General features: G+C 72.3%; 13 protein-coding genes. 8 read left to right on the top strand and 5 right to left on the bottom strand.

Going from position 1 to position 15,951, the window contains the following annotated elements:
• The 5 genes from ACF1BH_RS01910 to ACF1BH_RS01890 all read right to left on the bottom strand — a co-directional run bounded on the left by ACF1BH_RS01910 (position 1) and on the right by ACF1BH_RS01890 (position 7,692).
• Positions 1-1,062: an ABC transporter ATP-binding protein gene (locus ACF1BH_RS01910; protein WP_391640422.1), complete on the bottom strand. Its 1,062-nt coding sequence runs from the start codon at positions 1,060-1,062 to the stop codon at positions 1-3.
• 11 nt (positions 1,063-1,073) lie between these two features.
• Positions 1,074-2,045 (bottom strand): ABC transporter permease, encoded by a 972-nt coding sequence (locus tag ACF1BH_RS01905; protein ID WP_391640421.1) that lies wholly within the window; start codon positions 2,043-2,045, stop codon positions 1,074-1,076.
• A 114-nt stretch (positions 2,046-2,159) separates the two neighbouring features.
• A complete protein-coding gene (locus ACF1BH_RS01900) occupies positions 2,160-3,959 on the bottom strand; it encodes an ABC transporter substrate-binding protein (protein WP_391640420.1) in 1,800 nt (599 codons plus the stop codon).
• A 103-nt stretch (positions 3,960-4,062) separates the two neighbouring features.
• Positions 4,063-5,097 carry an ABC transporter permease gene (locus ACF1BH_RS01895; protein ID WP_391640419.1) on the bottom strand — a complete coding sequence of 345 codons (1,035 nt, stop codon included), beginning with the start codon at positions 5,095-5,097 and terminating at the stop codon, positions 4,063-4,065.
• 420 nt (positions 5,098-5,517) lie between these two features.
• Entirely contained in the window at positions 5,518-7,692 is a 2,175-nt protein-coding gene (locus ACF1BH_RS01890; RefSeq protein WP_391640418.1) for a prolyl oligopeptidase family serine peptidase, read from the bottom strand.
• Positions 7,693-7,967: 275 nt separating this feature from the next.
• Between ACF1BH_RS01890 and ACF1BH_RS01885 the strand changes: the two genes are divergently transcribed.
• The 8 genes from ACF1BH_RS01885 (at position 7,968) to ACF1BH_RS01850 (ending at position 15,942) form a co-directional block, all read left to right on the top strand.
• Positions 7,968-8,162: a hypothetical protein gene (locus ACF1BH_RS01885; protein WP_030287173.1), complete on the top strand. Its 195-nt coding sequence runs from the start codon at positions 7,968-7,970 to the stop codon at positions 8,160-8,162.
• A 188-nt stretch (positions 8,163-8,350) separates the two neighbouring features.
• Positions 8,351-9,322: an N-acetyl-1-D-myo-inositol-2-amino-2-deoxy-alpha-D-glucopyranoside deacetylase gene (gene mshB / locus ACF1BH_RS01880; RefSeq protein ID WP_391640417.1), complete on the top strand. Its 972-nt coding sequence runs from the start codon at positions 8,351-8,353 to the stop codon at positions 9,320-9,322.
• Positions 9,319-9,798 (top strand): DUF6113 family protein, encoded by a 480-nt coding sequence (locus ACF1BH_RS01875; protein ID WP_391640416.1) that lies wholly within the window; start codon positions 9,319-9,321, stop codon positions 9,796-9,798. Before mshB ends, ACF1BH_RS01875 begins: the two co-directional genes overlap by 4 nt.
• Positions 9,799-10,016: 218 nt before the next feature.
• A complete protein-coding gene (locus ACF1BH_RS01870) occupies positions 10,017-12,152 on the top strand; it encodes a hypothetical protein (protein ID WP_391640415.1) in 2,136 nt (711 codons plus the stop codon).
• Positions 12,153-12,294: 142 nt separating this feature from the next.
• Positions 12,295-13,260, top strand: a complete 966-nt coding sequence (locus ACF1BH_RS01865) for an ABC transporter ATP-binding protein (protein WP_391640414.1) — start codon at positions 12,295-12,297, stop codon at positions 13,258-13,260.
• Complete coding sequence (locus ACF1BH_RS01860; protein WP_391640413.1) at positions 13,257-13,994, top strand: ABC transporter permease; 738 nt, start codon at positions 13,257-13,259, stop codon at positions 13,992-13,994. The genes ACF1BH_RS01865 and ACF1BH_RS01860 overlap by 4 nt, the downstream gene beginning before the upstream one ends.
• A 4-nt stretch (positions 13,995-13,998) precedes the next feature.
• Positions 13,999-15,276, top strand: a complete 1,278-nt coding sequence (locus ACF1BH_RS01855) for a sensor histidine kinase (protein WP_391640412.1) — start codon at positions 13,999-14,001, stop codon at positions 15,274-15,276.
• Positions 15,277-15,336: 60 nt separating this feature from the next.
• Entirely contained in the window at positions 15,337-15,942 is a 606-nt protein-coding gene (locus ACF1BH_RS01850; RefSeq protein WP_391640411.1) for a response regulator, read from the top strand.
• The last annotated feature ends 9 nt before the right edge of the window (positions 15,943-15,951 follow it).

Below are 15,951 nucleotides of genomic sequence, written 5' to 3'. Positions count from 1 at the left end.
CTAGCCCAGCCGGGGCTTGATCTGCTCGGTGAAGAAGGTCTGGCGCTGCTCCGCACCGAGGTGGCAGGCGGCGGCCCGCCCGTCCGGCAGCGCCGGGCGCTGCTCGGTGCACAGCCCGCCGGCGACCTCGGCGGGGAAGGCGCAGCGCGGGTGGAAGGCGCAGCCCGACGGCGGGTTCAGCAGGCTCGGCGGCGACCCGGGGATCGGGTACAGCGCCTCGCTGACGTCGGAGGACAGCCGCGGCATGGAGCTGAGCAGACCCCAGGTGTAAGGGTGCTGCGGCTGCGTCAGGATCTCCTTGACCGAGCCGCGTTCCACGGCCCGGCCCGCGTACATCACCAGCAGGTCGTCGGCGACGTCCGCGACCACACCGAGGTCGTGGGTGATCAGGATGATCGCGGAGCCGAACTCCTGCTGGAGATCCTTGAGGAGGTCGAGGATCTGCGCCTGGACGGTGACGTCCAGCGCGGTCGTCGGCTCGTCCGCGATCAGCAGCTCGGGGTTGCAGACCAGCGCCATCGCGATCATCGCGCGCTGACGCATACCGCCGGAGAACTGGTGCGGGTAGTCGTCCACCCGCAGGTTCGGCTGCGGGATGCCGACCTTGGTCAGCATCTCGATGGCGCGCTGGCGGCCCTCGCGCTTGGAGGCGCCGGTGTGCTTCATGAACGGCTCGGCGATCTGCCGCCCGACCGTGTAGTACGGCGACAGGGCGGTCAGCGCGTCCTGGAAGATCATCGCCATCTTGTTGCCGCGGAGCTTCTCCAGGGTCTTCTCCCGGGCCCCGGTCAGGTCCTGGCCGTCCAGCCGGATCTCGCCGCTGATCGCCGTCGACTTGGGGTTGTGCAGTCCCAGGACGGCGAGGTTGGTGACGGACTTGCCGGAGCCCGACTCACCGACGATGCCGAGGGTCTGGCCGCGTTCCAGGTTGAAGGAGAGGCCGTCGACCGCCTTGACGATGCCGTCCTCCGTGGAGAACCGCACGTGCAGGTCGCGCACGGAGAGGAAGGGGTCGGACCCGGTCGGGGCCGGTGTGCCTTCGGTCGTGGGGAGTGTGGTCACTTCAGGCTCTCCTAGGACAGGCGCACGCGCGGGTCGATGAAGGCGTACGCCGCGTCCACGATGATGTTGAACACCAGGATCAGGGCGGCGCTGAAGAGCATCACGCCCAGCACCATGGGCAGATCGAGGGTGGTGACGGAGTCGATCGCCAGCCGGCCGATACCGGCGAGCGAGAAGGTGAACTCGGTGATCATGGCGCCGCCGAACAGCGAGCTCAGGTCCATGCCGAGGATGGTGACGATGGGGATCAGCGAACCGCGCCAGGCGTAGCGGAGGAAGACGTAACGCGCCGGCATGCCCTTCGCCTTGGCGGTGCGGACGTGCTCCTCCTGGAGCTGCTCGATCATCGTCGAGCGGGACATACGGGTGTACTGCGCGGTGAAGATCGTCGACATCACCAGCCACGGCAGCAGCAGGCCCATGAACCAGCCGGCCGGATTGCTGGTCAGGTCCACGTACTTCGGCGAGTCCATGATGCCGCTGTAGACGAAGATGCCCAGGACGATGGGGCCGAGGATGTAGATCTGCACCGAGCTGAGGACCATCGAGATGCTGGTGACGGCCTTGTCCAGGAAGGTCCCGCGCTTCCACGCGGCGAGCAGACCGGCACCGATGCCGATGACGAGGAACGCCACGGCGCCACCGAGGGCCAGCGAGGCGGTGGTGGGCAGCCGGTCGACCATCGTCGCCCAGACGTCCTGCTTGGTGGCGAACGAGTAGCCGAAGCAGGGGGCGCTGCAGTGCCCGATGCTGTAGTCGCGGCCGACGAAGATGCCGGAGAGGAAGTCCCAGTACTGCGTCGGCAGGGGCTTGTCGAGGCCGAGGTTCTGGTGGATCAGGGCGATGTTGTCGGCGGTGCAGTTCTTACCGCAGGCCATCAGGGCCGGGTCGCCGACCGCGAAGAACACGAAGAAGGTGACGGCGCTCAGCAGGATGAGGGTGACGATCGCGCCGAACGTCCGGCGAAATAGAAAGGGAAGCATGACAGTTCGCTGCTCTCAGGACGGCGGCGGCTGTGGGCGATGAGGGTGGCGGAGAAGGCCCCGGAGAGCGCGCGCTCCGCCGTGCGCGCGCTCTCCGGAGTGCCTTCCGGACGCTTACTTCTTGAGGAAGAGCGTGTTCGGGTCGATGTAGCTGACGTCGTTGTTGTAACGGGCGCCGCCGATGTTCGAGCCGTAGAGCTGCAGCGTCTTGGTGTAGAAGACCGGGGCTGCCGGGTTGACCTTCTCCACGATGTAGTGGTGCAGCTTCTGCCACTCCTCGGTCGCCTTCTTCGCGTCAGCGATCTTGCTGATGCGGGCGATCTCCTCGTTCACGTGCTTGTCGTTGACGTGCGAGTAGTTCGACGAGCCGTCCTGGATGGTGGTGCCGTCGTACGACGGCGGGATCACCGTGGAGGCGTCCGGCCAGTCCTGGCCCCAGCCGGTCATGTAGATGTCGAAGCCGTTGTCGACCTTGCCCATCTGCTGGTACCAGGAGGCCGCGTCGACCTCCTTCTTCTGCACGTTGAAGCCGGCCTTGTTCAGCGCGTCCTCGATGAGGACGGCCTCCTTCTGGCGCGCCTCGGTGTTGGAGTAGGCGTAGACGAGCTTCATGCCCTTCTTGCCGGCCTCCTTCAGCAGCTTCGCGGCCTTCTCCGGCTCACCGTTGGGGTGCGAGAGCTTGCCGTAGGGGTCGTAGCCCTTCTCGTAGCCCGCGACGGTGGGGGCGAGCAGACCGCCCGCGACCTCGCCGCCGTAGCTGCCGCCGTTGACGCGGACGATCTGGCTGCTGGGCAGCGCGTAGGTGATCGCGTCGCGGATCTTCTTGTCCTTGAGGCGGTCCATGTTGAAGTTCATCTGCCACACGTAGGGCTGGTAGCCCTGCACCAGACGCTTGCTGGCGCTGGGGTTGTCCAGCACCTGCTTGGTCGTCGTGGGCTCGACCGCGTTGGTGAGGCTGATGGCGTTCTTGGCCTCGCCCTGGTCGGCCATCAGGCGCTTGGTGGAGTCCGACGCCTGGTGGTTGAAGGTGATGTTGTACCCGTCCGGGTACTGGTGCCGCATCGAGTCGGTCTTCGGGTCCCAGTTGGTGTTGCGCACCAGCTGCATGGACTTGCCGGCCTTGAACGACGCGATCTTGTACGGGCCGGAGGTGACCGGCTTGACGTCGTAGTTGTCCTTGGTGTCCTTGGCGCCGTCCGGGACCACGCTGTAGCCCGGCATGGTCAGCGCGTAGGGCAGCTGCGACTGGGGCTGCTTGAAGTGGAAGACGATGGTCTTCTCGTCCGGGGTGTCCAGGACGGTCTTCGGCAGGTGGTCGCCCTTGTACGGGCCGTCCGGCAGCGCCTTGCGGTAGGTGGTGCCGCCGCCCGACAGCCACTGCTGGATGTAGGTGGGGCCGTCGGTGATGAACTTCGCGTAGGTGCGCTCGATGGTGTGGCGGATGTCCTTCGAGGTGATCGGCGTGCCGTCCTCGAACTTGATGCCGTCCTTGAGCGTGTACTTCCAGGTCTTGCCGCCGTCGGACATCTGCCCGGCGTCGGTGGCGAGGTCGCCGACGACCTTCTGCTTGCCGCTGTCGTCCTGCTGGAAGCTGGTGAGCCCGCGGAAGATCAGCTGCGAGAGCGACTTCATGTCGCTGACGTACATCTGCGCCGGGTCCAGGTGGTTGTAGCTGTCACGCTGGTAGACGCGGATGGTGCCGCCGGACTTGGCGCCCTTGACCTCCTTGGCCGGGCCGGCCGAGTCGGCCGCGGTGCCGAGCGGGACGCTGTCCGCCTGGGACGCCGCGTCGGCGTCCGTCTGGGACTTGTCCTTGTCGTTTCCGCTGCCGGCGCTGCAGCCGGTGAGTGCGAGCGAACCGGCCGCGAGGGCCACTATCGCCGCGCGTGCTCTGCGCGTGGAGAGTGCGTTCATGAGGTCAAGCACCTGCCTGTCAGTTTGGTGTCCTGAAGTGCTGTCCGACGTTCCCGGTGGGAGCCCGGTGCGGGGGCGACAGCGACCCCCCTCAAATGGACGATCAGCGCCCGGATTTGGGGTCGAAGGCGTCCCGGACCGAGTCCCCGAGCAGGTTGAAGCAGAGGACGAAGATGACCATCGCGGCGCCGGGGAAGAGCAGGAAGGTCGGGTCGCTCTCGTAGATGTTGCCCGCGGTGCGGAAGAGGCGGCCCCAGTCGGGGGTCGGCTCCATGATGCCGACGCCGAGGTAGGACAGGCCCGCCTCCGCGGTCACGAACAGCGGGAGCATGTAGGTGCTCTGGACCAGGATCGGGGTGACCACGTTCGGCAGCAGCTCCTTGCGGATGATCCGCCAGGGCGAGGCGCCGGTGATCTTCGCGGCCTCGACGAACTCCCGCTCGCGCAGCGAGAGGACCTGACCGCGCAGGAGTCGCGCCAGACCCATCCAGCCCAGTGCCCACTGGACGAGGATCAGCGCCACCACACGGATGTAGGTGGGGGTCTCGTCGCCCGGCGGGACGAAGAGCGCCACGACGACGGGCATGAACGCCACGAACGTCAGCTGGCTGGGGAAGGCCATCAGGAAGTCCATGACCCGGCCGAGCCAGTAGTCGGTGCGGCCGCCGAGGTAGCCGGCGGTGACACCCAGGATGGTGCCGGTGATGACCACCAGAATCGTTACGGCGACCGAGATGCCCAGCGAGGTCCGCATGCCGTACAGCAGCTGGGTGAAGAGGTCACGGCCGAGTTGGGGCTCGATGCCGAACCAGAAGTCGCCGGAGACGCCGCCGTTCGGGCCGGACGGGAAACCGAACTCGTCGAGGAGGTTCGGGTCGCTGTTGGAGTAGAACGTGTAGGGGTCCTTGCCGTACAGCGAGGCGATGACCGGGGCGAGCGCCGAGATGACGAAGAACGCCAGGACGACGATGCCGCAGAACATGCCGGTGCGGTCCCGCTTGAACCGCGCCCACATCAGTTGGCCGGGGGAACGGCCGACGAGCTCACCGCCCTTGCGGTTCTTCTCCTTCTTCAGACCCTCCGGCTCCAGCCCTGGGGAATCGGACTGTGCAGCCGCGGTCTGGGATGGACTAGTCATCGCGAAGTGCCCCCGCGCCGAGTTCTCTTGGAACGTGAAGCGGCGCCGGTCGCACCGCTGGATGAGCGGACTTTCGCAAGTGATTTATGGCGGAGTCAAGGGGATCGGGTGCGCTGATGCGCAGGTCGTTCGCTTCTTGAGCGAAGATTGCGCAGATCGACGCAAGGGCGTGCTTGACACTCCACCGAGATGTACGGAATAACGGACATAAGCCGTTCAATCGCCGTAACGCGACGGCAACTTGACCGTCGCTTCACCGATATACGGACGCGCCTGCCTGAACTGCGTACGGCTGCGGGGGTGCCGCGAGCCGTCCGGAGGGCGAACGTCACCCCCGGCACATCCTGGGTCACCGACCGTACGCCATCCGCGCGCGGTGGCCGAAAACAGACTCTCGGGGCGTGGGGGGCGCCGGGTCCGTCAGCCCGCGTCGGCGAGGCCCAACGACCGCTTCAGGAAGTCCACCTGGAGCAGCAGCAGGTTCTCCGCGACCTGCTCCTGCGGCGTCATGTGGGTCACGCCGGACAGCGGCAGCACCTCGTGCGGCCGGCCGGCCGCCAGCAGGGCGGAGGAGAGCCGCAGGGAGTGCGCCACCACGACGTTGTCGTCCGCCAGCCCGTGGATGACCATCATCGGACGGTGCGGCTCCCGCGCCCCGGACAGCCCCTCGTCCGTGAGCAGCGAGTTCGCCGCGTACACCGCCGGCTCCTCGTCCGGGCGGCCCAGATAGCGCTCCTGGTAGTGCGTGTCATAGAGCCGCAGGTCGCTGACGGGGGCGCCGACCACCGCCGCGTGGAAGATGTCCGGGCGGCGCAGCGCGGCCAGTCCCGCGAGGTAGCCGCCGAACGACCAGCCGCGCATCGCGACCCGCGTCAGATCCAGCGGGAAGCGGCCGGCCAGCCCGTGCAGGGCGTCCACCTGGTCCTGGAGCGCCAGCTCCGCCACCCGCCGGGAGATGGACTTCTCCCACGCGGGGGAGCGGCCCGGGGTGCCCCGGCCGTCCGCGACGATCACCGCGAAGCCCTGGTTCGCGAACCACTGCGACGTCAGATGGGCGTGGTGCGCCGCGACCACCCGCTGTCCGTGCGGCCCGCCGTACGGATCCATCAGCACCGGCAGCGGACCGTCGCCCTCCGTGTAGCCCTCCGGCAGCAGCACGGCGCACGGAATATCCCGCTCCCCGGCGAGAACCAGCCGCGGCCGCGCGGTCAGCACCGGCTGCTGGGCATACGAGCCGATCGCCGCGACGGACTCCTCGGCGCCGTCCGCGCCCAGCCGCACCACCTCGACCGAGGCCCCGGGCCGCGCCAGACTCGCCTGCGTCAGCACCACCACGTCGCCGCCGCGGACCGCCGACGTCACCGTCGGGTACGGCCGGGCGCCGATCCGCTCCACCGCCGCCGGGCCGTCACCGCGGTGGCGTACCCGGTGGACGCCGATGTCGTGCATCTCCGGGCCGCTCGCCGCGAAGAGGATGTCGTCCTCGCCGACGTCCAGCACCGCGCGGACGTGCAGCGGCGCCGCGGTCAGCGCCCGGTCCCCGGCGAACAGCCGCCGCGCGCCCGGCTCCGCGCCGTCCGGGGTGTCCGCGACCCGGACCAGCCGCCCGTCCGGCGTCCACGCCGGGGAGCCGGGGATCAGCTCCGTCCACGCGGGGTCGGTGTCCTCGTGCACCGTGCGCGTCGCGCCCGTGGCCCCGTCGACCGCCAGGTACCGCTGGGTGCGCTGGTCGCGGCTCTGGACCAGCAGCAGCGGCGGGCCCGCCGCCGACCAGTGCACCCGCGCGAGGTAGGGGAACCGCTCGCGGTCCCACACCACGTCCGTCCGGGAGCCGTCGAGGCCCAGGAAGGCCAGCGTCACCTCGGCGTTGGGGGTGCCCGCCGCCGGGTACGGGACCTCGGCGGGCCGCCGGTCCGGGTGTGCCGGGTCGGCGATCCACCAGCGGCGCACCGGTGTGGTGTCGACCCGTGCGGCCAGCAGCCGGTCGCTCCCCGGCGCCCACCAGAAGCCGCGGTGGCGGCCCATCTCCTCCGCGGCGATGAACTCCGCCAGCCCCCAGGTCACTTCGGGCCCGTCCGGGGTGGCCAGCGCCCGGTCGTCGCCTTCGCCGTCGGCCCGCACCACCCGCAGCGCGCCGTCCGCGGCGTACGCCACGTACCGGCCGTCGGGGGAGGGGCGCGGGTCGACGACCGTGCCCGTGGCGGGGAGTTCGCGTGCGGTGCCGGCCCGCAGCTCGGCGGCGAACAGGCGGCCCGACAGGGCGAACGCCGCCACCTCGACCGCCGCGTCGACCGCGTAGCCGACGACGCCCGCCGAGCCGTCCCGGGTGCGCTCCCGGCGGGCCCGTTCGGTCGCCGACAGCTCCTCCTCGGCGCCGGACAGCAGGGCGAGCGGATCGGCGGCGGTGAACTCCCGGCCCTCGGCGACGTCGAGGACCCACAGCCGCTGGGCCCGGTCGGTGCCGGAGCCGGAGCGGAGGAAGACGACGCGGGCGCCGTCCGGCGAGACGGTGTAGCCGCGTGGCGCGCCCAGGGTGAAGCGCTGCGTACGGGCGTGCTGGCGCGGAAAGGGCACGGAGTCGGACTGTCCGGTCATGGGCCCGAGCCTATGGCGTCCGTCCGCTCCGTGGACGGAACTCGGCACACCGCCCGTCCGGCGGCCCGGAACACCACTCGTCGCAGCAGCGAATCCGGCGTGCGCCCCTCGTCTGCTCCCGTGCACCGACATATGCGCGCGCGCGGAAAGTTATGATCCCTTGCGCGTGGTGGGTACGGGGTAAAGAGCCCTTTGCACACGCGGGAGTTGGGCTGTGACGACGGCCCGGCGCCCTCATAACTGTCAGGTCCGTGCGTACTTGGAGGTGAACCGCCGTGGCACTCTCGATTTCGGCGGTGGTGCTGCTGGCGATCATCGTCTTCTTGCTGGTCAAGAAGGCCGGGCTGAAGGGCGGGCATGCGTTTGTGTGCATGCTGCTGGGCTTCTATCTCGCCAGCTCGTCCGTGGCCCCGACGATCAAGCAGCTGACGACGAACGTCGCCGGGATGCTCGGGGGTATCAAATTCTGACGTACAGCGCGTAGGGCCTGCGAACACCGCCCGCGCCGCCGCCCGGCCTCCGGACCACGCCCCGGGGCCGGGCGGCGGCATGTCCGCACCCGCCTCCGCCGGGGCACCGGCGTGCGCGGTGCCCCGGCGCCGCGGCGGCCGCCGGGCGCGTGTGCCGGGCGCCGGCCCCGGGCTCGTAGGCTGTTCCCATGACGGAGCCCGCCCCCACCCCGCCCGCGCCCCCCGGCGCCGACCGGCCCCGCCGTCTGCTGCTGGTGCACGCGCACCCGGACGACGAGTCCATCAACAACGGCGTCACGATGGCCAGGTACGCCGCCGAGGGCGCCCACGTCACGCTCGTGACCTGCACCCGCGGCGAGGAGGGCGAGGTCATCCCGCCCGAGCTGGCGCATCTGGCGCCCGACCGGGACGACACCCTCGGCCCGTACCGCGTCGGCGAGCTGGCCGCGGCGATGGCCGCGCTCGGCGTCGCCGACCACCGCTTCCTGGGCGGCGCGGGACGCTACCGCGACTCCGGGATGCGGGGAGCCCCGCAGAACGACCGCCCCGGCGCCTTCTGGGCGACGCCGGTCGACGAGGCGGCCGCCCCCCTCGTCGCCGTGGTCCGCGAGGTCCGCCCGCAGGTCCTGGTGACCTACGACCCCGACGGCGGCTACGGCCACCCCGACCACATCCAGGCGCACCGGGTCGCGATGCGCGCCGCGGAGCTGGCCGCCGACGGCGCGTTCCGGCCCGACCTCGGCGCACCGTGTGCGATCGAAAAGATCTACTGGAACTGCAGTCCGCGCTCGGAGGTCGAGAAGGGCTTCGCGGCCCTGCGCGCCGCGGACCGTTCCTTCCCCGGCATCGCCGCCGTCGACGACATCCCCGGCGTCGTGGCGGACGACGAGGTCACCGCGGAGATCGCGGGCACGGAGGCGCACCGCGCGGCGAAGACCGCCGCGATGCGGGCGCACGCCACCCAGATCGTGGTCGACGGCCCGTTCTTCGCCCTCTCCAACGACCTCGGGCAGCCGCTCTTCGGCACCGAGTACTACCGGCTCGTCCGGGGCACGCCGGTCCCGGCGGCCGGCGGCCGGGAGGACGACCTCTTCGCGGGAACCTCCGGCGACACCACCGGCCCGCACTCCACCGACGGCCACCGGGAGGCGGGCGCATGAGCGAGGAGAAGAAGAACGGCACCCCGCGTTCCCGCGCGGGTGGTTCCGGGGTGCGCCCCGCCGGGCCCGGCGCGGGCGGCGGCGCCGTGGCGGCGATGGCCCGGCCGGTGACGCCGGGCCGGATCGCGCTGTACGTCCTGCTGCTGATCGGCGGGGTGCTGGTCGCGCCCGCCGGAGCGCTGCTGCAGGCCGCGTGGTTCCCCGGCGGACTGCTGCTGGCGCTGGCCGGGCTCACCGGTCTGCTCTACGGCGGCGGGCGGGCCACCGAGACCGTTTCCGGGGTGCTGGTGCCGGGCGCCGCCTGGCTCGTCACCGTCTTCCTGTTGCTGGGCACCACCCGTCCGGAGGGTGACTTCCTCTTCGGCGCCGGGCTCGGCTCGTACCTCTTCCTGCTGGGCGGGATCCTCGTGGCTGTGATCTGCGCCACCGTGGCGCAGCGGCGTGCGCTGGGCGCACCGCCCGGCCGGGCCGCCTGATCACGGGGCCCATACCTGTACATAAGCCGTGGCGTACGGGGTGAGTCGGCCGTGCGCCGGGGGTTCCCTCGTCGTCGTGGTCTTCCCGCGCTCCACAGGTACCCCTGTGCGGCGGCCAGTATGGTGGTGCGCGCCGCCGCGCCGCCCTCGGGGCGCCCCCCGGGACGAGACCCGAGATCACCTCTGACGAGCGGCGGAGCCAACCGGGAGAACCTGCTTTGAGTCGTGAATCTGACAGTTCGTCCTCCGGCCCCCAGGGCCGGGGCAACGCCGTCTATCCCTCGGGTACGCCGCCGTACGGCACCCCCAGGGGAGAAGGTGAGGTGGCGACCGGTGCCGCCGCGCAGCCGGAGGAGCAGAAGACCGAGACCACGCTGACGACGCGGATCAAGATCAACATTCCGGGCTCGCGGCCCATCCCGCCCGTCGTCGTGCGCAAGCCCGTGGGTGAGGAGTCCGGCATGAGTGCGGCGACCGGAGCGAACGGCACGTCAGGGGAGGGCGCCGCGCCCGCTCCCGACGCGGCGGCGGACGACGCGGGCGCCCCGCCCCGGCTGCCGCGCCGCTCGCCCGCCGCCCAGCGCCCCGGCGGCGCGGCGGCCCGGCCCGGCGCCCCGTCCGGCTCCGGCGAGGGCACCAGTTCCTGGTTCGCCCCGCGCAAGGGCCAGAGCGCGTCCTCGACGACGGGCGCGCACCCGGCGCCCGGCGCCTCGTCCACGACGGGCGCGCACCCGGCGCCCGACGTCTCCTCGACGACCGGCTCGCACCCCGCGCCCGGCGCCTCGTCCACCACCGGCTCGCACCGTGCGCCCGGTGCGCCGGACGCGGGCGGCGCCGCGCCGTCCCGGCCCGACCTGCCGTACTTCTCGGACGCCCCGGCCGGTGGCGCCGAGCCGTCCGGTGGCGACCCGCTCGGTCTCTCGCCCTTCGACGGCGGCGGCCGTCCGGCCCGCGAGCCCTCGCCGTTCGACGCCCCGGCGCCCGGCGCCGCCTCGCCGTTCGACGCGCCCGCCGGTGACCTGAGCCCGTTCGACACCCCCGCGGCGAAGGCGCCCAGCGGCCCCACCACCGGGCCCGCCCGCGGCAGGAGCGCGGTCACCCTGCCGCCCGGCTTCAGCGACCCGGGTGCCGACGGCGCCGCGCCGGCCGGGGGCGCCGGTGCCCCGGCCGGGATCACCGGCGGCCTCGCCGCGGGTCCGGCCGGCGGCCCGAAGTCCGCGCCGGCCAAGGGCCCCAAGGGTTCCGGGCCCCGCTCCGGCGGTCAGCTCTCCGGTGACACGCTCGTCGGCGGCATCCCGAAGGTCCCGGCCACCGACGGCCCGTCGGGCGCCGGCAAGGGCGGCGAGGCCGCGGCCCCGGCGCCGCTGCCGAAGATCCCCGAGCCGATCAACCCGCCGAAGAAGAAGGGCCGCAACAAGCTGGTCCTGGCGGGCGCCGGAGTCGTCGTCCTCGCCGCGGTCGCCTACGGCGCCGGGCTGCTCCTCGACCACGCCGACGTGCCCAACAACACCACCGCGCTCGGCGTGCCCATCGGCGGACAGGCCAAGGACGAGGCCGTCAAGAAGCTGGAGACGGCGCTCAAGGACCGTACCGACCAGCCGCTGAAGCTCACCGTCGACGGCGCCGAGCAGAGCCTCGACCCGGTCAAGGCGGGCCTGGGCGTCGATGTGCAGGCCACCGTCCGCAACGCCTCCGGCCGGGACTACAACCCGGTCTCCGTCATCGGCTCGCTCTTCGGCGTCGCCCGTACCGCGCAGCCCGCGATGACCACCGACGACGAGAAGCTGGAGGTCGCGCTGCGGCAGGTCGCCGGCGGCTCCGGCGGTGCGCAGCCGGGCGAGGGCGGCATCACCTTCTCCGGCGGCAAGGCCGTCCCGCACTACGGCAAGCCCCACAAGGCCGTCGACGTCGCCGCGTCCAAGAAGAAGGTGGCCGACGCCTACCGCGAGCGGGTCGCCACCGGCACCCAGCCCACGCTGACGCTGGCCGCCTCGACGCAGGAGCCGCGGGTCTCCAAGGAGGCGGTGGACCGCGCGCTCAAGCAGTTCGCCGAGCCCGCCATGTCCGGCCTGATCACCGTCCGCACGGACGCCGCGCACACCGTGTCGTTCAGCCCGGAGAAGTCCATCCCGAAGTTCCTCTCCTTCCGGCCGGGCGCCGACGGCAGCCTCGTCCCGTACTACGACAGGGACGCCCTCCAGGCGCTCTACGGCGACACCTTCAACGGCGTCCTGCTGACCAAGGGCGACGGCAGCAAGAAGCCGGTCACCCCCGCCGAGGTGGCCAGCGCCGTGCAGATGGCGCTCCAGGGCACCACGCCCGCCGAGCGGGTGCAGACCATCGGCGCGGGCTGACGGCCCGTCACCCTCGCCCCGAGGCCCCCGCGACGGCTCCCACCGGAGCCTTCCCGGGGGCCTCGCCCATGACAGATGTCATGGCGGACCGCGGACAGCCGGCACTGCCGCCGGGCCCCCTCCGGCCGCGACACTTGACGGCATGACGACAACCTCAACCGCCGTCCCGGCCGCCGCGCGCCGGACGGATCAGGCCCCCGTGGTGAGTTTCCGCGGGGTCACCAAGCGGTACGGCACGGTGCGCGCCGTGGACGGTATCGATCTGGAGCTGCACCCGGGCGAGACGGTCGCCCTGCTCGGCCCCAACGGCGCCGGCAAGTCCTCCACCCTCGACCTGCTCCTCGGGCTGCGCACCCCCGACTCCGGCACCGTCGCCCTCTTCGGCACCACCCCGCAGCGGGCCATCGCCCGGGGCAGGGTCGGCGCGATGCTGCAGAGCGGCGGCCTGATGCAGGGCGTCACGGTCCGCGAACTGGTCGGCCTCGCCCGCGACCTGCACCCCCGCGCGTACCCGCTCGACGAGATCCTGCGCGCCGCCGACCTCACCGACCTCGCGGGCCGCACGGTCGGCAAGCTCTCCGGCGGCCAGCAGCAGCGCGTCCGCTTCGCGCTCGCCACCGCCGGCGCCAACGACCTGATCGTGCTGGACGAGCCGACCACCGGTATGGATGTCTCGGCCCGGCAGGCGTTCTGGGGCACCATGCGCGACCAGGCGGCAGCGGGCCGCACCGTCCTCTTCGCCACGCACTACCTCGAAGAGGCCGACGCCATCGCCGACCGGGTGATCGTGCTGCACCGCGGCACCGTCCTCGCCGACGGCACCGCCACCGAGATCAAGGCCCGCGCCGGGGCCCGCCGGATCGCCTTCGACCTGGACGGCACCGTGGACGGCGAGGCGCTGCGCGCGCTGCCCGCCCTCACCGCGCTGGAGGTCTCCGGCCGCACCGTCCGCATCCAGTCGCACGACGCCGACGCGACCGTCCACGCGGTCTACGGCCTCGGCCTCTACCCGCGGAACCTGGAGGTCGCCGGGCTCGGCCTGGAGCAGGCGTTCCTCGCGCTGACCGCCGCCACCGACGCCACCACCGCCGGGGAGGCGGGACGATGACCACCCTGATCACGCTGGAGATCCGCCGCGCCCTGCGGAACAAGAAGTTCATGTTCTTCTCGGTGATCTATCCGCCGGGGCTCTACCTGATCATCGCGGGCGGCGCGGGCGGCAGCCGGATGCCCGGGATGCAGCTCGACATGGGGATGTACTACATGGTCGCCATGGCCGCCTTCGGCGCCATGACCGCCGTCCTCCTCGGCAACGCCGAACAGATCGCCAAGGAGCGCGAGCTGGGCTGGGTACGCCAGCTGCGGCTGACCGCGCTGCCCGGCCACGGCTACGTCGGCGCCAAGATCGCCGCGGCGGCCACCGTCAGCCTGCCGTCGATCGTGCTGGTGCTGCTGGCCGGCGCGGTCGTCAAGGGCGTCCGGCTGGAGCCCTGGCAGTGGGCCGCCATCGCCCTGGCCACCTGGCTCGGCAGCTTCGTCTTCGCCGCCCTCGGCGTCGCCATCGGCTACCTCGCCACCGGCGACGCGGTCCGCCCGATCAGCATGCTCTGCTACTTCGGCCTGGCCTTCCTCGGCGGCCTGTGGATGCCGCTGACGATCCTGCCGCAGTGGGTGCAGAACCTCGCCGACTACATCCCCACCCACGCCTACGCCGCGCTGGGCACCGCCATCGAGGGCGGCAGCGGACCGCATCCGAAGGACGTCGCCGTCCTCCTGGTATATCTGGCGCTCTTCGTGAGCGGCGCGGCCTGGCTGTACCGCAAGGACACCCGGAAGGCATGACGACGTGACGACGGAGCGCGGGGCCGGGGATCCCGGGACGGAGGACGACAACCCGATCCGGATGGGGCAGCCGTCCCGGACCCGGCGGCAGGCCGTCTCCAAGGCGCTGTGGATCAGCGTCTGGATGCTCTACCTCGCGGGCCCGGTCGCCGACCTCTTCACCGGCTCCGCCCCGCGCACCACCCGCATCCTGGGCGCCGTCGGCCTCGTGGGCTACGTGGCGCTCTACTTCGCGCTGGTCTTCCGCCACATGTGGCGGGGCGTCACCCTGCGGGCGGTTTACCCGGTCCTCGGCGCGCTGCTGGTGCTCTCCACCGTCCTCACCTGGCATCTCGGCGCCAACTGGCTGGTGCTGTTCATCTTCACCTCGGTCGCCGCCGGCGTCGTCCTGCCGTGGGAGCACGCCCGCTGGGCCGTCCCGGCCGTCACCGTCGTCCTGCTGACCGTCGGCCTCCGCTTCCCGGAGGTCCGCGGCTACTACCTCCTCGCGTACGGCCTTCCGGCGCTCGGCACCGGCTACACGATGATCGGCGTGCAGTACCTGATCCGTACGACGAAGGAGCTGCGCGCCGCGCGGGAGGAGGTCGCCCGGCTCGCCGCCAACGACGAACGGCTGCGGATGGCCCGTGACCTGCACGACCTGCTGGGCCACTCGCTCTCGCTGATCACGCTCAAGAGCGAGCTGGCGGGCCGGATGCTGCCCGCCCGCCCCGAGGACGCCGCCGCGCAGATCGCCGACATCGAACGGGTCGGCAGACAGGCCCTGGTGGATGTCCGCGAGGCCGTCACCGGCTACCGCAGGCCCCGCCTCGCCGTCGAACTGTCCGGGGCCCGCGCCGCGTTGCGCACCGCCGGGATCACGGTGGACACCGACCCCGCCCTGGAGCGGGACCGACCGCTGCCGGAGGCGGTCGAGTCCGCGCTGGCCTGGGCGCTGCGGGAGGCCGTCACCAACGTCGTCCGGCACAGCGGCGCCCGGCGCTGCACCCTGCGGCTCAGGCAGGAGACGGGCCCGGACGGGGGGCCCGCGCTGCGTCTGACGGTCGCCGACGACGGCGTCGGCGCGGCCCGCGGCACCACCGACGGCAACGGCCTCGGCGGCCTCCGCGAACGCCTCGCGCTGAGCGGCGGCCGGCTGGAGACGGGGCCGGGCGACGGCCGGGGTTTCCGGCTCGCGGCGGTCGTGCCGCTGCCGCAGGAGGAGGCCGTCCCCGACGGGGGTGGGAACGGCCCGGCGGACGAGGCCGAGGCGGCGCCGCCCGCACCGGGGGCGGCGCGATAGCCCGGACCGGCGCGGGCCTCCGCCCCGGCCCGCCGCGGCGCCCCCCCGTAAGCTGGCCGCATGATCCGTCTGCTGCTCGCCGAGGACCAGTCCATGGTCCGGGAGGCGCTGGCCGCGCTGCTGGAGCTGGAGGACGACCTCCGTGTCGTCGCCCAGGCGTCCCGGGGCGACGAGGTCGTGCCGCTGGCCCGGGAGCACGCCGTCGACGTCGCCCTGCTCGACATCGAGATGCCCGGCATGAGCGGTCTGGACGCGGCGGCCGCCCTGCACACCGCGCTGCCCGGGGTGCGGATCGTCATCCTCACCACCTTCGGGCGCCCCGGCTATCTGCGCCGCGCCATGGAGGCGGGCGCCGCCGCGTTCCTGGTCAAGGACGCCCCGGCGGCCCGGCTCGCGGAGGCCGTCCGGCGGGTGCTGGGCGGCGAGCGGGTCATCGATCCGGCGCTCGCGGCCGCCGCCCTCGCCGACGGCGTCAGCCCGCTCACCGACCGCGAACGCGAGATCCTGATCCGCGCCGACGAGGGCGGCACCCAGGCCGAACTCGCCCGCCACTTCCACCTCTCGCAGGGCACGGTCCGCAACCACCTCTCCAGCGCCATCCGCAAGACCGGCGCCCGCAACCGCGCCGAGGCGGTCCGCACGGCCCGCGACAAGGGCTGGCTCTGAGCGGCGCCG

It is taken from the genome of Streptomyces sp. NPDC014733 (assembly GCF_043083385.1).
In the GTDB taxonomy this organism is placed as follows: domain Bacteria; phylum Actinomycetota; class Actinomycetes; order Streptomycetales; family Streptomycetaceae; genus Streptomyces.
Note: the sequence above shows the minus strand (reverse complement) of the source record. Positions and strands in the feature narration are given on the sequence as shown.